15 protein-coding genes are annotated in these 16812 nt (G+C 50.0%); 9 read left to right on the top strand and 6 right to left on the bottom strand.

Annotated elements, in window-relative coordinates:
- Window positions 1–7 precede the first annotated feature (7 nt).
- From ACMYR3_RS08045 to ACMYR3_RS08005, 9 genes are all read left to right on the top strand, one after another.
- The gene (locus ACMYR3_RS08045; RefSeq protein WP_424196213.1) at window positions 8–1963 is read left to right on the top strand and encodes a bifunctional metallophosphatase/5'-nucleotidase; all 1956 of its coding nucleotides are present in this window, start codon (window positions 8–10) and stop codon (window positions 1961–1963) included.
- A gap of 94 nt (window positions 1964–2057) precedes the next feature.
- A complete protein-coding gene (locus tag ACMYR3_RS08040; protein ID WP_424196211.1) occupies window positions 2058–3200 on the top strand; it encodes a hypothetical protein in 1143 nt (380 codons plus the stop codon).
- A 175-nt stretch (window positions 3201–3375) separates the two neighbouring features.
- Window positions 3376–4638, top strand: coding sequence for a lipoprotein-releasing ABC transporter permease subunit (locus ACMYR3_RS08035; RefSeq protein WP_424196209.1), 1263 nt, complete (start codon window positions 3376–3378; stop codon window positions 4636–4638).
- Entirely contained in the window at window positions 4631–5308 is a 678-nt protein-coding gene (gene lolD, locus ACMYR3_RS08030; protein ID WP_424196207.1) for a lipoprotein-releasing ABC transporter ATP-binding protein LolD, read from the top strand. The genes ACMYR3_RS08035 and lolD overlap by 8 nt, the downstream gene beginning before the upstream one ends.
- A gap of 3 nt (window positions 5309–5311) precedes the next feature.
- Window positions 5312–6160 (top strand): TatD family hydrolase, encoded by an 849-nt coding sequence (locus ACMYR3_RS08025; RefSeq protein WP_424196205.1) that lies wholly within the window; start codon window positions 5312–5314, stop codon window positions 6158–6160.
- Window positions 6090–8912, top strand: a complete 2823-nt coding sequence (locus ACMYR3_RS08020) for a DNA internalization-related competence protein ComEC/Rec2 (RefSeq protein ID WP_424196203.1) — start codon at window positions 6090–6092, stop codon at window positions 8910–8912. Before ACMYR3_RS08025 ends, ACMYR3_RS08020 begins: the two co-directional genes overlap by 71 nt.
- 226 nt (window positions 8913–9138) lie before the next feature.
- Window positions 9139–9366 carry an antitoxin gene (locus ACMYR3_RS08015; RefSeq protein WP_424196201.1) on the top strand — a complete coding sequence of 76 codons (228 nt, stop codon included), beginning with the start codon at window positions 9139–9141 and terminating at the stop codon, window positions 9364–9366.
- Window positions 9366–9785, top strand: a complete 420-nt coding sequence (locus ACMYR3_RS08010) for a type II toxin-antitoxin system VapC family toxin (RefSeq protein WP_424196199.1) — start codon at window positions 9366–9368, stop codon at window positions 9783–9785. The genes ACMYR3_RS08015 and ACMYR3_RS08010 overlap by 1 nt, the downstream gene beginning before the upstream one ends.
- 84 nt (window positions 9786–9869) lie before the next feature.
- Entirely contained in the window at window positions 9870–10877 is a 1008-nt protein-coding gene (locus ACMYR3_RS08005) for a YaaC family protein (RefSeq protein WP_424196198.1), read from the top strand.
- Window positions 10878–11076: 199 nt separating this feature from the next.
- Here ACMYR3_RS08005 and ACMYR3_RS08000 read toward each other — a convergent pair whose 3' ends face one another.
- The 6 genes from ACMYR3_RS08000 to urtC all read right to left on the bottom strand — a co-directional run bounded on the left by ACMYR3_RS08000 (window position 11077) and on the right by urtC (window position 16810).
- On the bottom strand, window positions 11077–12114 hold the full coding sequence (locus tag ACMYR3_RS08000) for an aliphatic amidase (protein ID WP_424196196.1): 1038 nt from the start codon (window positions 12112–12114) through the stop codon (window positions 11077–11079).
- Between the two features lie 89 nt (window positions 12115–12203).
- Window positions 12204–12569, bottom strand: coding sequence for an FmdB family zinc ribbon protein (locus tag ACMYR3_RS07995; protein ID WP_424196195.1), 366 nt, complete (start codon window positions 12567–12569; stop codon window positions 12204–12206).
- Window positions 12570–12697: 128 nt separating this feature from the next.
- Complete coding sequence (gene fmdA, locus ACMYR3_RS07990; protein ID WP_424196193.1) at window positions 12698–13930, bottom strand: formamidase; 1233 nt, start codon at window positions 13928–13930, stop codon at window positions 12698–12700.
- A gap of 77 nt (window positions 13931–14007) precedes the next feature.
- Window positions 14008–14697, bottom strand: a complete 690-nt coding sequence (gene urtE / locus ACMYR3_RS07985; RefSeq protein WP_424196421.1) for an urea ABC transporter ATP-binding subunit UrtE — start codon at window positions 14695–14697, stop codon at window positions 14008–14010.
- An 81-nt stretch (window positions 14698–14778) separates the two neighbouring features.
- The gene (gene urtD / locus ACMYR3_RS07980) at window positions 14779–15519 is read right to left on the bottom strand and encodes an urea ABC transporter ATP-binding protein UrtD (protein ID WP_424196191.1); all 741 of its coding nucleotides are present in this window, start codon (window positions 15517–15519) and stop codon (window positions 14779–14781) included.
- A gap of 52 nt (window positions 15520–15571) precedes the next feature.
- Complete coding sequence (gene urtC / locus ACMYR3_RS07975; RefSeq protein WP_424196189.1) at window positions 15572–16810, bottom strand: urea ABC transporter permease subunit UrtC; 1239 nt, start codon at window positions 16808–16810, stop codon at window positions 15572–15574.
- Window positions 16811–16812 lie beyond the last annotated feature (2 nt).

The raw sequence follows: 16812 nt of genomic DNA, 5'->3' as shown, positions 1-16812 counted from the left end.
GTTGAAAATGAAATTACGTCACATTACCGCTGCTGTCATTACCAGTTTATTGTGTGTTGGTGGCGTGCAAGCCGCCACGCCCAAAGTACCTTTCATTGTCAAGATCATCGGATTTAATGATTATCATGGCAATCTGCAGTCGCCAGGCACTTTCGGTATCAACACTTCGATTCCTACTGCACAGCGTCCAGCCGTAGGGGGAGCAGAATACATGGCGGCCTATGTCGCCAGTCTCAAAGTACAGAATCCATTGAATGCTGTCGTGGGTGCTGGCGATTTTATCGGTGCATCACCATTAATCTCTGCCTTGTTTTTTGATGAGCCCGCTATTGAAACACTCAATAAGATTGGTGTTGAATTCAATGCTGTTGGTAATCACGAATTTGACAAGGGTTCGGTTGAGTTAAAACGGCTCCAAAACGGGGGTTGTAAGATTGTCAATGGTGTACAGGATTCAAACAGTTGCAAGGGCTTGGGTTCAACGGTGCCCGGTACTTTTGATGGTGCCAAATTTAAATGGCTGTCTGCCAACGTCTATGAAACTGCAACCGGTAAAACCTTGTTGCCGGCCTATGGTATTAAAGTATTCAATGGCGTCAAGGTCGCTTTTATTGGTATGACACTTAAGGCGACGCCTACCATTGTGACGCCGACTGGTGTTGCTGGCTTGGAATTCAAGGACGAAGCTGCCACAGTGAATGCGCTGATTCCTCGTCTGCGTGCACAAGGTGTGGAATCGATTGTCGTGCTGGTGCATCAAGGTGGTTTCCAGGGCAGCGGTTTTTCTGACATTAATGGCTGTGATGGCAATCTGGTCGGTTCAGATATCGCTGCTATCGTTGCCCAGCTTGATGATGCAGTTGATCTGGTGATCAGTGGTCATACGCACGCTGCCTACAATTGTTCCAGCAATACGGTTGATGTGAAAAAAGTCAATAATGTCGTTACCAGCACACCTCGTCCAACAGGTTTACCCAATGCGCTGGGACGTCTGGTTCCTGTCACCAGTTCGAGTGCTTTTGGCCGGGTTCTGACCAGTGTGGATATCACGATTGATCCAACCACTCGTGATATCACTAACGTTAGCCCCAATAATATTCTGGTCGACAGGACTGATCCAGCCATGACCGCGGCGATTGCCACTGACCCAACGGTGCTCAACATTGTCAATGGCTACAACAACCTCGTATCGCCGATTGCCAATCAAGTGATCGGTGCCATTACTGGTGACCTTTCCAACTCCAACACGTTTGATCGCTCTTGCAACATGCCTGCCGGTGATTTGATTGCCGATTCACAACTTGCCGCCACCGCATTGAGCGGTTTTGGGGATGCGGTAATTGCTTTCATGAATCGTGGTGGTGTGCGTGCTCCTGGTTTTGTGTTTAACCAGATCAGTGGTACGGAAGCGCCTGGTGATGTGACTTATGGTGAAGCATTCACTGTGCAGCCCTTTGGTAACAGTCTGGTGACGATGACTTTGACTGCTGCGCAAATCAAGGATGCATTGGAGCAGCAGTTTGCTGGTTGCATGGGGCAGTCAACGACCGCCACCCGTATTCTGATTCCTTCCAAAGGTTTCAAGTACAACTGGGATGGCAGCAAAACATGTGGTGCCCGTATCAGCAATGTCACCCTGACACGTAATAACACCACGCAAATCCTGGTGGATGGTGGTGGCGTGGTAGTTTCTCCCAATACCTATCGGGTCACGGTCAATAATTTCCTGTCCACCGGTGGTGACGGCTTCACAACACTCTTGGGTGGTACGAATTTATTGGGTGGTGCGCAGGATATTGATTCGCTGGTGGCTTATATGTCTGCCAATTACAAGTCTCCCAAGCTGCCTTATACAGATAACACCAGTGTTGAAGATGCAGGCACTCGTCGTATCAATCGGGTTGCCACTGCCAATGGCAATATCTGTCCAGCTTCAGTGAGTACCGGTAATGTCAATCCCTAAAGTTGTCGATTCATTCTTTGCGTTTAACTGACTTAATCGGCCTGCCAGTCGACCTGCTTTAACGGGCAGGTCGATTGGTTTTGTAGAGGGACAAATGCCAATCTTGAATCATTGGATTCATTCAGCGTTACTGAGCCTGTGTGTGATCATCGGATCCAGTCTGATCATTGTTGCGAGAGCAACAGAAAAAGAACCAATCAACAATCAGGTTGCTCACTTGCTCAAAAAAGGGGAAACCGATCTGGTACTTGGTCATGCGGAATTAGCATTGCCAGCATTCGAGCAGGCAGCCAATCTTGAGCACGCGGCTGATATTGAAATGGGTATTTTGCGATCTTTCATGCAGCTCGGAGAATACCGTCGCGCATTGGCCTTTGCCGCGCATACGGCCGGTGCCCATCAGGATGAACCGGGTGGCAGTGCTCTCTACGCATGGTTATTGCACTGTGGTGGGCAGCGTACTTTTGCACAGCAATTCCTGAAAGAGGCACAAGTCAGAATGCCAAACGAAGTATTGCTTGGCCTGACCAAAAAGCAGCTCGACACGGCAGCCCCCATTGCGGATGGCTTACTACTGGAAGCACCTAACCGTTTGGCACCATATAGTTATCCCGATCAACCTATACCTGCTCAAGCAGCTGTTGTCGGCAGTGCTCTGCTAGTCAATGCTGGCAAGTCCGCCCTGGTTCCAACTGTCGTGATTGCCCATTCACGAGAAATTTTCTTGCGTAATGGTCTGGGTAACACCACCAGGGCGACGGTGCAATCCCAATCACAAGAACTGGGGCTGAGTTTATTGCGTCTAGATGTTGCATTACCTGCGCAGAATGGCCTGGTGGTGCCATCGCGCGATGCTTTTCCTGGCAGCATTGCTTACGCCATTGACTATGTGTCATCAGTAAAGAGTGATCCGGCTTGGCCACTTTTATATCAGGGATTTTTAGGTATGCCCGACGGAGCAACAAGTCTGCGATTGCTCGGCATTGACATCCCGGATGGCCAGCATGGCGGACCAGTATTGGATGGTGCAGGGCGCCTGGTTGGTCTGATATTGCCAACTACTGATAAAGCACAGACCGGAGCTAAAACAAGGTTTGTGCCGATTTCACGTTTACGCCAACAATTTGGTGAATTATTTGGTGCAATCTCGGAGCAACCGGCTTCCGCCAAAATCCCCATGGATGAGGTGTATGAAAAGTCATTGGGCCAAACTCTTCAGGTGATGACAGCACCATGAAAAGATAACTATCCAGGTTTGCTGCCTATTCTGTTACCTATTCATGCATACCTTTCATCCGGTGATTGCATCGGTTGGCGACAATGCCGGGTAGCAAAATGCTGTAATTAGACGGATCCTGTCATGATTGATGCAGGCAAGCTAGAATAGCTCTTTTGCATACTACTGCTGCATAGTGACCTCACTTTCAAAATTACCTTTCGAGTGGTTGATTGGCCTGCGCTATACCCGTGCCAAAAAAGCGACTCGTAATGGCTTTATTTCCATCATTTCCACGATTTCCATGTTGGGTATTGCGCTGGGTGTTGCCGCGCTGATTGTGGTGCTGTCTGTCATGAATGGCTTTCAGAAAGAAGTGCGTGACCGCATGCTGTCGGTACTTTCGCACATTGAAGTCTTTACCCTGGATGAGCCGATTACCGATTGGCAGGCGCTGGCCAGTCAAGCCATGCAAAATAAGTCGGTCAAAGGTGCGGCTCCCTATGTGAATGCGCAGGCCATGCTGACGCGCGATGAGGTGGTGCGCGGTGTGATGGTGCGTGGTGTGGTGCCAGATCAGGAACCTAAAGTGTCCGAACTGGACCAGCAATTCAAGGAAGGCATGCTCGATAATCTCAAGTCAGGTGAATTTGGTGTCGCACTGGGTAAAGAGTTGGCGGGAGCGCTGGGCGTCGGCTTAAATGACAAAATCACTTTGATTGCGCCACAAGGCTCCTTTACCGTCACTGGTGTGGTGCCCCGCCTCAAACAATTTACCGTAGTGGGTATCTTCGAATCAGGCCATTTTGAATATGATAGTGCGCTTGCCGTGATTCATATGGATGATGCCGCCAAACTGTTTCAAATTACGGGTGTGTCCGGCATTCGTCTGAAGGTTGCCGATATGCACAAAGCCCCGCAAGTGGCCGAAGAGCTCTCCACCACCTTGCCAGGCAAACTGTATATTCGTGACTGGTCCAGGCAAAACCGCACCTGGTTTGCTGCGGTACAGGTGGAAAAACGCATGATGTTTATTATCCTGACGCTCATCATTGCGGTTGCTGCGTTCAATCTTGTTTCAACCTTGGTCATGACCGTGACCGATAAACAATCCGATATCGCCATCTTGCGTACCTTGGGTGCCAGCCCCGGTTCGATCATGAAAATCTTTGTGGTGCAGGGTGCGCTGGTTGGTTTATTGGGGACCGGTCTTGGCGTGGGGCTGGGCGTGTTACTGGCCAAAAATATTGATACTGTGATTCCAGCTATTGAGCATGCGCTCGGTGTGCAATTCTTGCCCAAGGACATTTACTTCATCAGCGAGTTGCCTTCGGATCTGAATTGGTCTGACGTTGGTGTGATCGGCATGGTGTCCCTGGTGCTCAGTCTGGTGGCCACGCTTTATCCCAGCTACAAGGCCTCACAGGTTAAACCTGCGGAGGCACTGCGTTATGAGTAGGATCATTCTTCAGGCACAAGGCCTGAGCAAGACTTTTTATGATGGCCGCAACGAAGGCCTGACCGTCCTGAAAGACATCGACTTGCAAATTCATGCTGGCGAAAAGATCGCCATCGTTGGCGCTTCCGGTTCGGGTAAAAGCACCTTGCTGCATTGTCTGGGTGGCCTGGATAGCCCAAGCACGGGTACGGTCAGTCTTTTGGGTAAAGACATGTTTGCCGTGGGTGAGACCGAACGTGGTCAGCTGCGCAATCAGTCGTTGGGCTTTGTCTATCAGTTTCATCATCTGCTGCCCGAATTCACCGCCATGGAAAATGTCGCCATGCCTTTGTTGATTCGGCGTATGCCTGCAGCGCAAGCCCAGGCCAAAGCAGCAGCCATTCTGACTAAAGTTGGTTTGAATGAACGCTTGACACATCGCCCCAGTGAATTATCGGGTGGTGAAAGGCAACGGGTGGCACTGGCGCGTGCCTTGGTCAGTGATCCCGCCTGTGTGTTGGCCGATGAGCCGACCGGCAATCTGGATACCAGTACGGCCGAGCAGGTGTTTGAGTTGATGCTCGACTTGTCACGCACACTGCAAACCAGCTTTATTATCGTCACGCATGATATGGCCTTGGCAGAGCGTTGTGATCGTATTCTGCGACTGCGCCACGGGCACTTCATTTAACGCATGCTGATCGACACCCATTGCCATCTTGATGCTGCTGAATTTGCTGTCGATCAGGCGGCAGTCATCAGTCAGGCGCAGGCACTGGGTGTGCAACAGATAGTCGTGCCAGCGGTGGAGCGCGCCAATTTTGCCGTGGTGCGTGATCTGGCTGCGCATCATTTTGGCTTGCATTACGCGCTGGGCATTCATCCGATGTATGTGGCACAAGCGCTTGAAAGTGATCTGCAGGCTTTGCGTGATGCCATCAACTCAGCACTCAATGATTCTCACTTTGTGGGGATTGGTGAAATTGGCCTGGACTATTTTGTCCCCGAACTGACTCAAAACCCCCTCAAAGAAAAGCAGGAATATTTTTATGCGGAACAGGTCCGTATCGCCACCGAGTTTGGTTTGCCGGTGATCCTGCATGTGCGTCGCTCACAGGATCAGGTACTCAAACAATTGCGCCGTTTCAGGCCGGTCGGTGGGATTGCTCATGCCTTTAATGGCAGTGTGCAGCAAGCCGAGGCGTATCTCGCACTGGGTTTTAAACTCGGCTTTGGTGGTGCGATGACCTTTACGCGCGCCTTGCAGATTCGTCGTTTGGCTGCCGAGCTACCACTCGATGCCCTTGTGCTGGAAACCGATGCACCGGACATTGCCCCGAGCTGGTTGATGAACGAAGCAACCGCAGATAACCCGACCAGTCAGCCCATCAGCAAACCACGCAATACCCCGGCTGAGTTACCGCGTATTGCTCAAGTGTTGGCTGAACTACGTGGTGTGACTGTGGCGACCATTGCCACGCAAACCTGTGCCAATGCGCTGGCAGTGTTGCCGCGTCTGGCATTGTCTGGAATCACGCACTGACACCATGACGGTCACGCCAGCGCGGTGGCATATCAGTTGTTTGATGATCTTCACACTGGGCTTTTTGCTTGGCTGTATTGGCTTGCAACAGGAAGCTGCGTTATGGCAAACGCAGAGCTGGTCGATCATGGCAGCCCTGTTGGTGGTGGCGCTTATCATTCACCTCTGCCACCACAGTTTGAAATCAAGGTTCAATCAAGCCGGCACGTCAGGCTCACAATCCATCATCCAATTTTTCACGCGCTGTTTGCAAGGTTTGCCCATCCTGCTGCTGGCCGTGGTACTGGGCTTTGCCTGGGCCAGTTGGCGTGCTGACTGGCGCTTGCGTGAGGCATTGCCTTTATTACTGGAAGGACAGGATGTGCGCATCCTCGCCAGCATCAACTCGTTACCTACAACCTTTGAACGTGGTCTACGTTTTCAGGTGCATGTCCTGCAAGTCGAAACACCCGGGTTGGCGCAGCAGATTCCCAGCCATCTGGCGCTTTCCTGGTATCACGAAGGCGGGTTTGGACAGGATGATGCGACTCCCTTCAGCGCCAATATCCATGGCCCAGCCAATATTCAACCCGGCCAACTATGGCAGATGACGGTGCGCCTCAAACGACCACATGGCAATGCTAACCCATATGGTTTTGACTACGAATACTGGTTGATGGAAGAGGGCATTCGCGCTACGGGTTATCTGCGTGACAAGCCTGCCGCTGTGTTGCTGGATGTCGTGCAACTCAGTTGGCCACAACGGCTGCAGCGTTGGCTTGATCTGACTGTCATTGAGCAATGGCGCTATGCCATCCGCGCCCGCATTCAAACTGCATTGAGCAATCAGCCCTATGCGGGCGTGATTGTCGCGCTCGTGGTGGGGGATCAACAAAGTATCAGCAATGCTGACTGGCAGCGCTTCAACACCGCCGCCATCAGTCATCTGGTGGCGATTTCGGGTGTGCATATCACCATGCTCGCCTGGTTGTGTGGCAGTTTGATTGCGGCACTTTGGCGTCATTCATTCTGGCTGGTGAGCTGGCTCAAGACACCTTTACCCTTGCTCATTCCAGCGCCATTGGTCGGTGCGGTTGGCGGTGGTGTGATGGCGCTCGCGTATGCACTCTTGGCCGGGCTGGGGATTCCCGCACAAAGAACCTTATTGATGTTGGCCGTCGTCATCGTCGCCATGCTGCTCAAACGTCGTCCACCGGCCAGTCATGTACTGTGTCTGGCGTTACTTGTGGTGTTGTTGTGTGATCCCTGGGCGGTGATGGCAGCGGGTTTCTGGTTGTCATTTGCTGCTGTGGCTTTGTTGATGTGGCAAGGCAGAGCGATCTTGATTCATAGTCTGGTAAATCCAAAACAAGACCCAAAACCTATCAGCAAACTGCAGCAGTGTTGGCTGACTTTGCAGTCAGCCACACGTGCCCAACTGGCGGTCACACTGGGTCTGCTGCCATTGACCCTGCTGCTGTTTCAGCAGGTGTCATTCATTGGCCCATTGGCCAATGCACTGGCGATTCCTTTAATCAGCTTTGTCATCACACCGATAAGCTTGTTGGCAAGTTTGTTACCCGATTTGCTGGCACAACCGTTATGGACGCTGGCGGCAACCTTGTTCAGTCTGCTTGCACAATGGATCAACTGGCTTCTGGCATGGCCACTGGTGAGCTGGCAAGCCGCACAACCTCCCATCTTGCTGGTCTTGCTGGCGGGGATGGGTTTGATCATCCTGTTTGCGCCTTTGCATAGCACATGGCGTTGGCCCATCCGAGCGATTGGAATCCTGGCTTGTCTGCCGCTCTTGTTCAATCAGCCAGCGCGGCCAGCAGCAGGGCAGTTGTGGATGACGGTGATTGATATTGGTCAGGGCAATGCCATTTTGCTGGAGACAGCTCGACATCGCCTGCTCTATGACACCGGCCCACAATTCAATGAAGAATCCAATGCGGGCAATCGCACCATCGTGCCGTATCTGCGTGCCCGTGGTATTCAAGCCCTTGATGGACTGATGGTCAGCCATCGTGATAATGATCATTCCGGTGGTCTGGCGTCCATCATGCAAACCCTGCCGGTTGGCTGGTTGAGTAGCTCGATTGAGTTACCGTGGCTGGTGGCGCAAGGCATTGTGCCCAATAGCAACCATGATGTTCAGATCGCGAGTCAGTCAATGAGTCAGTCACAAAAACAACGACAAACCCAGCCACTGAATCGGCAATCTCCAATCAATAATAACTTGGTCAACCGCAACCCAGTGATCCAACGCTGTGAGGCTGGTCAGTCCTGGCAATGGGATGGTGTTGACTTTGCGGTGCTGCATCCAACTGCCACGAGTTATGAATATCAAAAACTCAAGACCAATGCACGCAGTTGTGTCTTGCGGGTGCGTATCGGTCAACAGCAAATCATCTTGCCCGGTGATATGGAGGCCGATCAGGAGCTTGAGTTACTGGCACGCACTGCAGACTCGAGCAGCCTGCACACCACCTTGCTCATGGCCCCACATCATGGCAGCAAGACCAGTTCAAGCGACATTTTTTTAGCGGCACTATCACCCAAACTCACCATATTTCAGATGGGTTATCGCAATCGCTATGGACATCCGGCTGCGGAGGTGGCGGCACGTTATCAGCAACTCGGGCTCAACACATTGCGTACCGACCAGACCGGTGCATTGCATTTTGAGTTGAATAGCCAAACATCTGCCGATCAATTTACGACCGATATCTATCGACTCAGCCATGCGCGTTACTGGTATGGGCGATGATTCAGCTTAATGGATACTATCGGGGTGTAATTTAAAGCATCCTTAATATACGCACTTAAGGAGTTAAATATGACTTATACCCTATTCGAGTATAGGCTTTTAATTATTTTGAGCGTAGTTTGGTATCAATTTGTACTTGTCAATTTAATTGATTAATTTTAAGATACATACATATATGTACACACAATAGAGGTGAAAAATGAGTCATTCCACTACGCGAGTCTTCATGAACGGCAATAGTCAGGCCGTCCGCATACCGGCCGAATTTCGTCTGGACACCGATCAAGTACAAATCTTTCGTAATCAACAAGGTGATCTCGTACTCCATCCCATAACTGCAAAACGAGGAGCTGCATTGCTTTTGGCATTGCAGGATTTTGACGATGACTTTATTCAGGCTCTTGAGTCTGAACAAGCGACATCTCTGCCGATGCAGGAGCGGGATTCATTGTGATGGCTGAGGTGACAAATTACCTGCTTGATACCAACATCCTGATTTATCTCATCAAACAACGACCAATCAACATTGTCGAACGTGTCGATGCCTTGCCAGAGGAAAGCAGTATCTCAATGTCATTTATTACCTGGGCTGAATTACTCAAAGGTGCTGAACGCAGTAATCGAAAAACAGAAGTGCTACGTCGTCTGGAAGCATTGGCAAGACAAGTGACCGTGCTGTATCCAGCGGAGCCTGCGATTTGTCGACATTATGCTGAACAGTTCACGCGGCTTAAAGAGGCTGGAACTCCGATTGGTGCCAATGATCTTTGGATTGCCTGTCACGCTTTGGCTGAAGATGCCACGCTGGTGACACACAACACACGAGAGTTTGAGCGGATTGCAGGATTACGAATTGAGGATTGGGTGGTATAGATTGATATAGAAGGCGGTTTATAGTCTCTGGGTTCTTTAGAGCCACTTACTTTGATGTTTTTTATTAAATTATTGGAACAATAAATGGGGCCTTTCGATATTCCTTATGGTGGTTCGTTTCAAAGAGGTAAATACATACGTAAAGGAAATCCTGATACAGATCCTTGGAAGTATATTCAAAAAATAGGCACTCTTGATAATTTAGGACGTATTGCTATAAAAAAGCAACTTGATACCAAGTTATCAACTATTACAAGTATAAGTTTAAGAATTAGACAAAGTTTGGAGTTGCATGAAGCTTCAATGAATTGTTCTGAGTTAACTCGACCTTTACTACTTTATTATTCATCGCTCAATTTGATTAGGGCAGCACTACTTATAACTAAAGGAGATGCAGGGAAACCCACACATGGGCTAAGTTTTAAAGCTAATTCGGATTTATTACGTTGTTCAGCCTCCATATCAACTAATGGAACTTTCCCTAAAATTATTGAAGCCTCAGGAAATCAACATTCTTCATATCTAAAGAAAAAGGAAATGACTCTATCAGAAATGTTGGCGCAAATTCCTGAGATATACGATGAATACAGTATTATTGCTAAACAAGAACAAATTATTGCAAGCGTAAATGTCGATGCGTGTTTCGATAGAGATATTTTTTTAAAATATGAAATTCATACTCTTAGTGCAACTGACTTTGAGAAACGTTGGCGTGAGTTGTTACCGTGGATGAGTGAGTATTGTGAGTATGCTGCCCCTTATACCCTAAGAGTATTGCGTCGACCAAACGACCATGATGATGTATCTTCTTTTTGCCACAAGCATTTGTGGCGAGATTTAATGTGGCGAAACGATGCCACATGGTACGACTTACTGAATAAGTCTGAAGTTAATTTATTACCAAGAATTGCTTCGCATATAGGCGCACTATTTATACTTTCAAATATTTCTAGATACGAACCCGAGTTATTAATTGAAGTATTGAAACCCACAGATATTGCTTTTGTAATTACCTCATTTCTTGACGCCACTGAACGTGCTATTCCCTTATTAGCTATTGAGATATTTGAAGGGGCAACCTACTTTGGTTAGATAGCGTCTAATTATTTTAGAAGAGGTATTGTTTTTAGCTTAGAGTTTTGATTTCTGATTACCCTAAATTAAAAAATGCGGTAAGTCCGCTCTCACAGACCTACCGCCAATCTAGCGACCTAACACTTTTGCAACTGTCAGCCGGCCATGTTTTTACGTGGCCACTAACCATGGTCTCGTCGCACACCTCCTCGTTAACTCAGCTAATGCCACTGCCCGTATAGGGGATGCCGGCAATCGGTGCTTCTTTAGTACCAACGGTATCGCGCGTAATGGCTTCCACTTGTTTGCGCGTGGCTTCGGGGTCTTTGATCCATTGGGCATAAAACTCATAAGGGCAGGTGGCGACGCCTTGCTCGCCTTCCTTGGAATTGATCAGGCCGGTATAACCGCGATGCAGCAGTTTGAACAGGTGATTTTCTGATTGACCATGACGACGAAAATCTCGGATCAAATGTTTGGACAAGGCGGCGTATTGAATGCCCATTTCTTCTTCGCCACATTCACCCAGGGTGCGGCCATCAAAGCCAATGATGGCGGAATGGCCAAAGTAGGAATACACACCATCAAAGCCTGCTGCGTTGGCAACTGCCACATAGGTGTTATTGGCAAAGGCCATGGCTTTGGAGATCAGGATCTGCTGTTCTTTGGCCGGGTACATATAGCCCTGGCAACGGATGATGAGTTCGGCACCTTTCATGGCACAGTCGCGCCAGATCTCGGGGTAGTTGCCATCGTCACAGATGATGAGGCTGATCTTCATGCCCTTGGGGCCATCGCTGACATAGGTTTTATCACCGGGATACCAGCCTTCAATCGGCGTCCAGGGCATGATCTTGCGATACTTCTGCACAATCTCCCCCTGATCGTTCATCAGGATCAGCGTGTTATAGGGCGCTTTATGCGGGTGTTGTTCGTGTTGCTCACCGGTGAGTGAAAAGACGCCCCAAACCTTGGCCTTGCGGCAAGCTGCGGCAAAAATTTCGGTTTCAGCACCCGGCACTGTGGCCGCAGTGTCATACATTTCCTGGCTGTCGTACATGATGCCGTGGGTGCTGTATTCAGGAAAGATCACCAGATCCAGCCCCGGCAAACCGGCCTTCATGCCTATCAGCATCGTTGCAATCTTTTGCGCGTTGTCCAGAACCTCCGCCTTGCTGTGCAGTCGTGGCATTTTGTAGTTGACCACGGCGACACCAACGGTGTCATTACTGCTCGAAATATCACCATGAATCATGTTGGGCTCCTTAATGAAAGGGTTAACAGTTGCAATCAAGATCCAGAAGTCATGGCCCTCAGCAAGGTAGGCTCATTCAACATGACTTGCTAATGGCTAATCATCCAGGGTCGTTTATTGGCAAACGATTTGGCCGGTTTGGGGCGCCCCGGATCGGTGAAGAAACGGCCGCTTGAATCAGTCACTTTAGCGCTGCTGCTACTGGCCGAGCAGCAACTACAACCGGCGCGATGCCGATATTGCGAGGACAACTTGGGCTCGTGGCTGGCTTTTTCATTGACCGCCATCGCCAGGCGTCGATCGGCCGGCATATCTGCAAAGCTCGGCGCCACAATCAGCTGGCGCTCGCTGGCACTGCCGCAATGCGGACAGAAGGCGGGTTCATCACGTTGGGCAATCTTGCGCACGGCTTCAAAAGCGCCACATTGCGGGCAGGCGTAATCGTAAGTTGGCATAAGTGCTCGACTGGTTGAGTAAATAATTGATCCGACTGCCCTCTATTGAGCCGCATAAGAAAACTGGCTCAATAGAAGGCGCTACTTTAAATTTTGAATATCTGGTGTGTTCAACTAACGACCAACGTTCAATTCAAATCCGGCGACATCGGTATATCCGGTCCACCACTCAAAAACTTGGTGGGCCCATTGGCATTGGGTCGGATATCAAAGTCAAAGATCTGCGTCGGTATCCATAAGGTCGCGCACGAGTTGGGAATATCCACTACGCCACTGATATGGCCTTGCACTGGTGCCGTACCCAGGATTGCATAAGCCTGGGCTGGGGTGTAGCCAAACTTGGTCAGGTAATTGATGGCATTCAAACAGGCCTGACGATAGGCAACGTTGACGTCCAGATAATATTGTTTGCCTGCTTCATCAACGGAGATGCCTTCAAAGATCAGGTAGTCGTTATAGTTGGGCGTGATCGGGGAAGGCTTGAAAATCGGGTTTTTAATCCCGTACTTGCTCATGCCATCCTTGATGACTGCCACTTTCATATGAACCCAGCCAGCCATTTCAATCGCGCCACAGAAGGTGATCTCACCATCGCCCTGGCTGAAGTGCAAGTCACCTACCGACAGGCCCGCACCTTTGACATATACCGGGAAATAAATTTTGGAGCCGCGCGACAAGTCTTTAATGTCACAGTTACCGCCATGCTCACGCGGTGGTACGGTCCGCGCACCGGTGGCGGCGGCTTGTGCCTTGGCATCACCCGTCAACTTGCCCATATGGGCTGTGGCGGCAAATGGTGGATTGGCCAACGGTGGTACGCGATCTGGCTCGGTGGCAATCAGGCCGACTTCACGCTCATTCCATTTTTCCAGCATGGCCGGATCTGGCAGACAACCAATCAATCCAGGGTGAATCAGACCGGCATAGTTCACGCCGGGTACATGGCGTGACTTGGTAAACATACCCTGAAAATCCCAGATGGATTTTTGTGCCAGTGGAAAATGATCGGTTAAAAAGCCACCACCATTTTTCTTGGAAAAGAAGCCATTAAAACCCCATTGGCTATCTGCCTTGGCACCAATATCCAGCAAGTCAACTACCAGCAGATCACCAGGCTCTGCGCCTTCAACGCCCACCGGGCCTGACAGAAAGTGCACGATGGACAAGTCGATATCACGCACATCATCGGCGCTGTCATTGTTTTTGATGAAGCCGCCAGTCCAGTCATAGGTTTCCAAAATGAAGTCATCCCCAGGCTTGACCCAGCAGGCCATGGGAATGTCCGGATGCCAGCGGTTATGAACCTGCTCGTTTTCGTAAGGGGACTGGTTAAGATCAACTTTAATCAGTGTGTCTGCCATGTTGTGCTCCTTGATATATATGAATGAATAATCAAACGCGTACTGCGACTGTCAAATTCAGGTTAAAACTGCACGCATCAAACCGACAAAAACTGCTTGATGTGCGCCGTGTCGGTATTGGCACGGCTGCTTTCATGCACCAGCCGGCCACCTTCAATCACAAACAGGCGATCGGCCACATCCATGGCAAAACTCAAGACCTGTTCCGAGACGATGATGGTGATTTCGCGCATCTTGCGAATTTCATTCAAGGCCTTGGCAATGTCCTTGATGATGGACGGCTGAATTCCTTCGGTAGGCTCATCCAGCAACAGCACCTTGGGGTCTGTCACCAGGGCACGGGCAATCGCCAGTTGTTGCTGCTGGCCGCCTGACAGGTTGCCACCCTTGCGTTTGCGCATGTCGTACAAGACCGGAAAGAGGGCATAAATTTCATCCGGAATTTTTTTGCTTTTGGCATTTTCCAGACCGGTTTCAATGTTTTCCTGTACGGTCAGGGTTGAAAAAATCATGCGCCCTTGCGGTACATAGGCAATCCCTTTAGCAACCCGGCGAAAGCTTTCATCGCCAGAAACTTCGTTATCGGCAACCTTGATGCTGCCCGACTTGAGCGGCAGCATACCAATCAGGGACTTGAACAACGTGGTCTTGCCCATTCCGTTGCGGCCCATGATGGCCACGGTTTCATTCTTGTTGGCCTCAAACGAAATGCCATGCAGTGCTTCGCTCTGGCCGTAACTGACATACACATCATTGACATTGAGCATCATCGACTCCTGCAAAAATAATTAGTAATGAATGAGTAATGCGAACCATTCGATTGGCACATCGGTTCCGTAGCACCTGGCTCAATGTCCCAGATACACATCAATCACCCGTGGGTCTGACTGCACGGTTTCCATCGAACCTTCGGCGAGAATCTTGCCCTGATGCATGACCGTGACACGATGGGCAATCTGCTTCACAAAGTCCATGTCATGCTCAATCACAATCATCGAGCGGTTCTGGCAAATGCGTTTCAGCAGGTCAGCTGTCAGTTCCCGTTCACGGGCGCTCATGCCGGCAATGGGTTCATCGAGCATCAGCAATTCCGGGTCTTGCATCAACAGCATGCCAATTTCCAGCCATTGTTTTTGCCCATGAGAAAGCAGGCCGGCCTCGGTATATAGCTTGTCGGCCAGACCAATTTCTTCGGCGACTTTTTGTACCTCGTCCTTGACTTCTGCATCACACTTGAAGGCCAGTGCCCCAAACACACCGCGGCCACGCGGAAAGGACACTTCGAGGTTTTGAAACACACTCAGGTTTTCATAGATGGATGGGGTCTGGAACTTGCGACCAATACCCGAGCGCACAATTTCGTACTCGGGCAGTTTGGTCATCTCGCCATTTTTAAATTTGATACTGCCTTTACTGGCCTTGGTCTTGCCACAGATCAAGTCCAGCAGCGTGGTTTTACCCGCGCCATTGGGGCCAATCACCACGCGCAGCTCACCCTTGTCGATATACAGATTCAGGTTGTCGATGGCCTTGAAGCCATCAAAGGAGACGGTTAAATCTTCAATGGCCAGCACGATTTCTTTACTCATGATGTTTCCTTTGATGTTTTCTTTTCGCTAGTTGCCGGGTTGCCTGTCTGTATCAGGCCTGTTTACCTTGCATGCCAGGGGGGAGCACGGGAGGGACTGCAGCTCCCGGTACATGAAGTGGTACGGATTTGAGTACTGTGGCTGGGTTGGCTGGTGTGGATTCATCCGCCAGAGACTCCGGCGAGATGGCGTTTTTTTTTGCCAGCTTTTTGGCCAATTGTTTCTGCATCCAGGGCTTGATATGGCTTTCATACAAGCCAGCCAAGCCATTCGGAAACGCCAACACCACACCAATGAACAGTGCTGACATCAAAAACAGCCAGAGATCAGGAAAGCTCTCGGAAAAGTAAGTCTTGCCAAAGTTGACCAGCAACGTGCCATAGACGGCACCCACCAAAGACATGCGCCCACCGACTGCGGCGTAGATCACCATTTCAATGGAGGGTACGATGCCCACAAAGGACGGGGACATAAAACCAACCTGCAAGGTGAACATGGCACCGCCAATGGCTGACAACATCGCAGCCAGACAGAACACAAATACCTTGAACATGGCAACGTCATAACCAGAAAAGCGCACCCGGTCTTCCTTGTCACGCATGGCCAGCAGCAGCGTGCCTAGCTTGCTTTTTTGAATCCAGCGGCAGGCCAGAATCGAGCCAAGCAAGAGGGCAGCATTGGCAAAGTAAAGAATGTACTTGGAGCTGTCATCGCGGATGTCCCAACCCAACATGGTTTTCAGATCTGTGATGCCATTCACGCCACCGGTATAACCTTGCTGACCAATGATCAGCACCGTCAGAATCAAGGCCACTGCCTGGGTGATGATGGCAAAGTAAACCCCACCAACGCGCCGTTTGAACATCGCAAAACTTACAATGAATGCGAGTGCAGTTGGTACCAGCAAGACTGCCAGCAAGGCCAGTGGCAAATGCTGAAACGGTTTCCACCAGAACGGCAATTCAGTGAGCTGGTTCCAGTCCATAAAGTCAGGAATGCCCGGTGTGGACTGAATTTTGGTGGTGATCGGGTCAGACGCTTCGAGCTTGAGAAACATCGCCATGCAGTAACCACCCAAGCCAAAAAATACACCTTGGCCCAGACTCAAAATACCACCGTAACCCCACAGCATCACCAGACCAATTGCGATAAAAGCATAGGTCAGATATTTACCAACCAGATTGAGCCGAAAGATATCCATGGCCATTGGAAAGACGACCAACAGGATCAGCGCGAGGATGAGAAAACTGCCCAGTCCGCTTTGGTTAATCCAGTTTTTGATTGCATTCATAG

It is taken from the genome of Ampullimonas aquatilis (assembly GCF_049675895.1).
In the GTDB taxonomy this organism is placed as follows: domain Bacteria; phylum Pseudomonadota; class Gammaproteobacteria; order Burkholderiales; family Burkholderiaceae_D; genus Ampullimonas; species Ampullimonas aquatilis.
Note: the sequence above shows the minus strand (reverse complement) of the source record. Positions and strands in the feature narration are given on the sequence as shown.